A 6,050-nucleotide genomic window follows, 5' to 3' on the forward strand; every position below is an offset into this window, starting at 1 on the left:
GACGGCACGTCATTTTGCGCTAGAGTTCTTATTCAGAACCGGATGGAGGCGCGTGATGACACGGATTTTGGGATTGGTGCTGGCTGCGAGCTTGACTGTGGGGCTTGCAGGCGCGTCATGGGCCGAGGGCGCCCGGACCACGGTCGAGGAGACGATCACCAGCCAGATCGAAGCCTTCAAGGTCGATGATTTCGCCGAGGCGTTCACCTACGCCTCGCCCAACATCAAGCGCCTCTTCGGCACCCCGGACAGGTTTGGCATGATGGTCCGTCAAGGCTATCCGATGGTCTGGCGCCCTTCGGAAGTAGAGTTTCTCGACCGGGATCAGGCGGATGGCATCACGCGCCAGCGTGTGCTGGTCCGCGACCAGGCGGGGCAGGGGCATGTGCTGGAGTATTACATGACCGAGGGGCCGGACGGGTGGCAGATCGACGGGGTCACCAAGCTGCCGGCGCCGGACGTCGCAGTATAGGCTTTTCTTTCGGCGTTGGCGCGGTTTGAGCCCGTTGGAATTTGGATATTTTTAGCCAGAAGAAGTTGACGCCGTGCGCGCAAGTCAGAGTAGCGCGCGCTGGTCCTAGGCCGCGTTAACGTATGCGCCTTACACCCTTTTCCCGCGTCGGAGCTCACCGACGTGCGAGGCAGATCGAGGCCTGCTGAGGCCGGGAAAGGGTGAGATGAACAAGGCGATTTCGGATGGGATCGAATTTATGCCGGCGCCGTTTGCGGACGGGCTCGGGGCATATTCCAGCGGCGACGGGCGGCCGGGATCGCCAACCTACCAGAATGCGGCGAATGCGGCGTTTGTGCCGGCAGATCAGGACTTTGGCGGCTGTCTGGAACTCGTTAAGCAGAGCGGGACGACGCGCGTGCTTTACACCGGGCGCACGCCGATCCTGCCGGGGTGCTATCTGCGGATCACGGTGCGGCTGAAGGCCGTCAGCGGCGCGTTGCCGAATGTGCGTATCGGCGCCTGGGCGGGCCGGGGCAACAACAACCCGGTGACTGGTGTGCCGCTCGCGGGGCCGCAGCAGTCAATCTCGACCTATGGTGATGTGGTCGAGGTGTCGGCCATCGTCGGCACCGGAGACCGGGACGGGGTGGACCTCGTCTGGGGGATGCAGCCGGACTACGGGCATTTCGGGATCGATCTGACCGGGCCGAACGGCGGTGTCGTGCGGATCGATGATTTTGTGATCGAGGATCTGACGAGCGCCTTTCTGCGCGACATGGTGCCGTATGTGGATGTGCGCGACTATGGCGCGATCGGAAACGGTGTCTTTGACAACACGGACGCCTTCGAGGCCGCGGACGATGCGGCCAACGGGCGGCGTATTCTGGTGCCAGAGGGCACCTACCGGGTGAACAGCACGTTGACGCTTCATTCGGAGATGGAGTTCATCGGCCGTCTGTCGATGCCGTCCGGAGCGATCCTGCGGCTGGTCAAGGATTTCTCCCTGCCGCCCTATCTCGAGGCGTTCGATGACGAGGAGGTCGGTTTCAGGAAGGCTGTGCAGGCGCTTTTCAGCTCGGTCGATCACGAGACGCTCGACATGCGCGGGCGGGTCGTGTCGGTCAGTGAACCGATCGACATGCAGGCCGCCGTGGGCTCGGTCACGGTGTTCAAGGAGCGCCGGCAGATCCGCAATGGCACATTCTACGTCGAGGGCTCGGGCGGGCCGTGGGCGACGGATGTGCGGTCGAGCCAGGGGACCTATTCGACGAGCGACAACAAGGAGCTGCGCAACGTCAGCAACATCGCCAACATCCCTGTCGGCTCGCTCGTGACCGGCAATGGTGTGGGGCGCGAGATCTATGTCATGTCGCGCAACGTTGGCGCGCAGCGGCTGACCCTGTCAGCGCCGCTTTATGACGCGGAAGGCACGCAAAACTATACCTTTCGCCGGTTCAAGCCGGTGCTCGATTTCACCGGGTTCGATCAGCTTTCGAAATTCGAGCTGCAGGACATCGAGTTCGTGTGCAATTTCGAGGCGTCGGGCATTGCGCTGGCGCCGACGGGCGCGACGTTCAACGTGCGCGACTGCATCATCGACCGCCCGATGAACCGGGGCATCTGGTCGTGTGGCACGGGTTGTCAGGGCCTGCTGGTGGACCGCTGCCAGTTCCTGTCGGGCGAGTTCACCGAGCTGGCGCAGAACCGGGTCACGATTGCGCTCAACGGCAATTCCAACGACGTCAAGCTGCGCAACAACCGCTCGACGCGTTTGCGCCATTTCGCGGTCCTGCGCTCGGCGCAAAACATCGTGACGGGCAACCACTTCTTTCAGGGCGACAGCGCGACCAACGGCATCCGTACCGCCGGCATCGTGCTGGCCGGCAACACCGTGAACACCACGATCAGCAGCAACTACATCGACAATTGCTTTATCGAGTGGACGAACGAGAGCGATGAGACGCCGGACTTTTCCAGCGGGTTCAGCTTTGCCGGCTGCTCGATCACCAACAATATCTGTCTGACGACGCGCGTTGCGCCGTGGTTCGCGTTCCTGGTGGTCAAACCCTACGGCAGCGGCAATTTCCTGAATGGGATCGCGGTGACCGGCAATATGTTCCGTGCGCTTGGAGGGTCGATCAACCGGCCGGCGCGGGTGGATACGACGTTCTCGAACCTCGATCACTCGCGCAACAAGGACGTGCTGTTTGAGGGGAACACTTACCACAACGTGCGCGATCAGGTGATGAACCCGGCGCTGATCGAGCACGACCAGAACTCTGCCGAGAGCACCTGGGAGATCGACTGTTCGGACTATCTGCCGTTCGAGGCGCGGACCCGGCAGGTCGAGGGCTTCGCCAACCGCGAGCGCATTCGGTCTTCGGGTGGCAGCACGCGGTACATCGCGCCCTACTTCGACGTCGGGCGCGGGTCCGGCGGGCAGGAGGTGCACGCCAAGTGGGGCGAGGCGGTGTCGGGCCGCATCGCCGTCAAGGTCCGTATGGACAGCTAAGGTTCGGCGGCGTCTGGCGGGTCAAAAGTCCTTCCAGACGCCGACTTTGAACTGGATGAGGTCGTCGTTGAAAACGCCGTATTCGACGCCGAACTCGGTCGCAAAGCCAAATCGGTTGGGGACCACCACGTTGCCGGCCACACGGGCAAAGGCGTCGAACTCCGAGGGTTGGCCGGTTTGCAGTTGGGCAAAGGCCTTGAGGCCGGACGGCCAGGCCAGGCCAAAGGTCAGGTCGAGTTTGTAGTCCGCTTCCCTCGTGGCAACCTTGACCTCAGCGGCGGCGTCGGCGGCCGCCCATAGGTTGAGGCCGCGGCGCTGAAAGCCCTTGCCGTAGGAGATGGCGGGTCGCAGCACTTGCGCCCCTTCGATCTGACCGACGCCGATGTCGATGCTCAGTGCGTGGCCATCGTCGGTGGTAAAGATCGGCCAGCCGGCAAATAGCACCAGCTTGCCGCCGCCCGAGACGGAGCGGCCTGCGTCGATGCCAAGTTTGAGTTTTGGCGTCGCGCCGTACTCGAAATAGAGCGCTGTGTATTGGGTCATTGGGGTCGTGAACGGGGCGACCGTCGAGATACCGACCCTGTGTGAAAAGCTGAGGAAGGCCGTTCCTTCCTCCCGCGGCCATGCGCCGGCGGACACCAGGCCAGGCGCCGCCAGCAGGGCCAGCGTCGCGAGGCATCTGGGTATCGGAGCCTTGCGTGTCATCACCTGCGCCAAGGTCGGTTAACTTGGTTTAAGAAGCGTTAACCGCGCTTAACTGCCCCGGTGGTGTTGCCTCGAATGATTGCGTATAGCGCCTGCGTGTCACCGGGGGTCAGCCCCCGGGTCCCAAGCCGCCGGAGCCTTTTGCGATGACATCCGTTTCTGACCCCCTTGCCGATGCCATTGCCGCACACCGCGCGGAAGGGGGCGGTGCGATCTCACGGCTGGGGTACTTTACCCAGCCGTTCCGCGTGAAAGACGGCCCGCTGAAAGGCCGCGTCATCAAGGTCTACCGCGCACCAAAAGACGCAGCCGTGCTCACGCGCATGGCCGAGGCGCATGACGCCTATGTCGGCGTGCTCACCGGAGCCGGCGTGCGCGTGCCGCGGACGGAGTTTCACGTCGTCGACGGCGCTCCCGTCATCCTGCAAGAGGGCCTGCCCGACGCCAGCATGATGCGTCCGCGCATCGCGCAAGGTACGCTCGAGGCGGCGCTGGCAGATGCCGAGGCGGCGGGGCAGGTCATCGCGCGGTTCTGGCTGGCCGTGCGCGATCACCCGCAGCGCGTCGGCTTTCACCCCTCGATCCGCAATTTTGCGATTGTGGAGGGGGAGGCGATTTTCTTCGACACCTTTCCGCCGCTCATCGAGTATTCGCGGGACGAACTGGGCAAGCTGCTGCTTACCTTTTCGGAGAGCCGGCTGATGCGATCGGTCGGCCCCCTCATCCAGTCCCGCGTCACCGCGATCCAGGACGAATGGTACTCCCCGTCCGAGACGTTGGTGGGTCTTGTCGGCTCGGCCTGCCGCCTGCGCCCGGATGATGCCGAGGCGTTCCTCAACTGGGGGCGCGACTTTGCCCGGCGGGAGATGGGCCCCTGGACCGATGAAACGCTGGCCAGGCTTGCAATCCCGCCGCGCCTCTCCGGCCTCTGGGTCGGCCTGCGCCGCGCGATGGGCCTGCAGGGTGCACCGAACGTCTGAGGACCGTTTGCGACGGTATCCGCTTTGGTCTGATCGAAACAGCCTGAGCCCTTAGCGTGAGTAATGCTCTTCTTTAAGGCAATTATTTCACGTTTTTCTCACGTCATATGTTCCTCTAAACCCCTCCTCGCCAAAGCCCACGCGCTTCGGCCCCGGCGGGCTCCCGACCGGGACAGACAGAAAAGAGGATCATACGATGACCTTTGCACGCACGATTTCTGGCGCCGCAGCCGCGCTGATCGCCCTCCCCTCGGCCGTGATCGCCGAGTCCAATGGCCCGGACGCCGACAAGCTCAAGTCCGAGGCCGTCCGCCTCGGCAAACTAGAATGCACCGTCGCCGGCGGCTTCGGTCTTCTGCTCGGCTCGTCCAAGAAAGCCGACTGCCGTTTCATCGCCGAAGACGGCACCGAGCGCTTCTACGACGGCAAGCTCAAGAAACTCGGCGTCGACGTCGGCATCAGCGACGAAAGCTTCATGTCGTGGGTCGTCTACTCGCCCAAGGACTCGGCCGTGTCCGACGACCCCATCACCGGTGAATTCGTGGGCTTCTCCGCGGACGCCGCACTGGGCATCGGCCTCGGCGCCAACGCTCTGATCGGAAGCACGCAAAAGAACGTCGGCCTCCAGCCCCTGCGCATCGAGGGCAAAAAGGGACTCAATCTGGCGGTGGGCATGACCTCGCTGGAGCTGGCACCGCGGGCAAGTTAAGCCGGGGAGACCGGTGCCTTGAGGACCCCGGGACAGGCAACTGTTCCGGGGTTTTCTTGTCAGACGCCGGCGACGGGCGCGCAGTCCCGAAATGCCGCGACATGCGGCGCGGCGCCGTCCAAGGAGAAGGCTGCGAACTCGCCCTCCGTCACGGCATAGGCGCGCGTGTTGAATTCCAAGCCATTGAGGACATTGCCAAATCCACTGTCCGCGACCGTCAGGCTGGTCCCATCCTCAGAGAGCGCATGGCGATTGGTGGAGATCACGTTTTCCTGCCCGCCCGCAAAGCGCATCGCGAACCAGGGACTGTCGAGCCAAGGCCGCTTGCGTGTGACAGTCAGCGTATAGAGCGGCTGAGACGGGTCATGCGTCAACCGGATCGACGCCTCGGGCGTGTCGTGCCAAAGCGTGCAGATCGGGCCGATCGTGTGATCCCAGGCAAGGGCGGGGACAGGCAGAATTGTGAGCAGAAGGATCAGTCGCATCACCGTGAGTTAGGGCGATGGAGGATGCGGGCGAGGGGCTAGGTGCAGTGGATTTGCTTTGGGCGCGGCGAGGCAAGCCATAACACGTTCGTTAACCAGTTTCGGGCGTGCCCCACAGAATCAACCACCCAATAACCCCGGGTACGGTGGGGCAGCCGCCCCCCCACAAATAAAAAAAAAACACCACCGGGCGCCACAACCCAAC

6 protein-coding genes are annotated in these 6,050 nt (G+C 63.4%); 4 read left to right on the top strand and 2 right to left on the bottom strand.

What is annotated here, in order from left to right:
• Positions 1 to 55 precede the first annotated feature (55 nt).
• A complete protein-coding gene (locus ACU0B3_RS13855; RefSeq protein ID WP_446261447.1) occupies positions 56 to 472 on the top strand; it encodes a DUF4864 domain-containing protein in 417 nt (138 codons plus the stop codon).
• A 205-nt stretch (positions 473 to 677) separates the two neighbouring features.
• Complete coding sequence (locus ACU0B3_RS13860; protein ID WP_446261448.1) at positions 678 to 2,966, top strand: glycosyl hydrolase family 28-related protein; 2,289 nt, start codon at positions 678 to 680, stop codon at positions 2,964 to 2,966.
• Between the two features lie 21 nt (positions 2,967 to 2,987).
• On the opposite strand, the gene ACU0B3_RS13865 is transcribed toward ACU0B3_RS13860, so the two are convergent.
• A complete protein-coding gene (locus ACU0B3_RS13865; protein WP_446261449.1) occupies positions 2,988 to 3,509 on the bottom strand; it encodes a hypothetical protein in 522 nt (173 codons plus the stop codon).
• Between the two features lie 308 nt (positions 3,510 to 3,817).
• Between ACU0B3_RS13865 and ACU0B3_RS13870 the strand changes: the two genes are divergently transcribed.
• Entirely contained in the window at positions 3,818 to 4,651 is an 834-nt protein-coding gene (locus ACU0B3_RS13870) for a DUF6206 family protein (protein ID WP_446261450.1), read from the top strand.
• A 196-nt stretch (positions 4,652 to 4,847) separates the two neighbouring features.
• Positions 4,848 to 5,360 carry a DUF992 domain-containing protein gene (locus tag ACU0B3_RS13875; RefSeq protein ID WP_446261451.1) on the top strand — a complete coding sequence of 171 codons (513 nt, stop codon included), beginning with the start codon at positions 4,848 to 4,850 and terminating at the stop codon, positions 5,358 to 5,360.
• A 59-nt stretch (positions 5,361 to 5,419) separates the two neighbouring features.
• Here ACU0B3_RS13875 and ACU0B3_RS13880 read toward each other — a convergent pair whose 3' ends face one another.
• On the bottom strand, positions 5,420 to 5,845 hold the full coding sequence (locus ACU0B3_RS13880; RefSeq protein WP_446261452.1) for a hypothetical protein: 426 nt from the start codon (positions 5,843 to 5,845) through the stop codon (positions 5,420 to 5,422).
• Between the last annotated feature and the right edge of the window lie 205 nt (positions 5,846 to 6,050).

Source organism: Pseudaestuariivita sp., assembly GCF_052825805.1.

Excerpts from the sequence above, each read along its gene's own strand:
- ACU0B3_RS13875 (WP_446261451.1), top strand. The coding sequence starts at position 4,848 with ATGACCTTTGCACGCACGATTTCTGGCGCCGCAGCCGCGCTGATCGCC.
- ACU0B3_RS13860 (WP_446261448.1), top strand. The coding sequence starts at position 678 with ATGAACAAGGCGATTTCGGATGGGATCGAATTTATGCCGGCGCCGTTT.
- ACU0B3_RS13880 (WP_446261452.1), bottom strand. The coding sequence starts at position 5,845 with ATGCGACTGATCCTTCTGCTCACAATTCTGCCTGTCCCCGCCCTTGCC.
- ACU0B3_RS13865 (WP_446261449.1), bottom strand. The coding sequence starts at position 3,509 with ATGACCCAATACACAGCGCTCTATTTCGAGTACGGCGCGACGCCAAAA.
- ACU0B3_RS13855 (WP_446261447.1), top strand. The coding sequence starts at position 56 with ATGACACGGATTTTGGGATTGGTGCTGGCTGCGAGCTTGACTGTGGGG.
- ACU0B3_RS13870 (WP_446261450.1), top strand. The coding sequence starts at position 3,818 with ATGACATCCGTTTCTGACCCCCTTGCCGATGCCATTGCCGCACACCGC.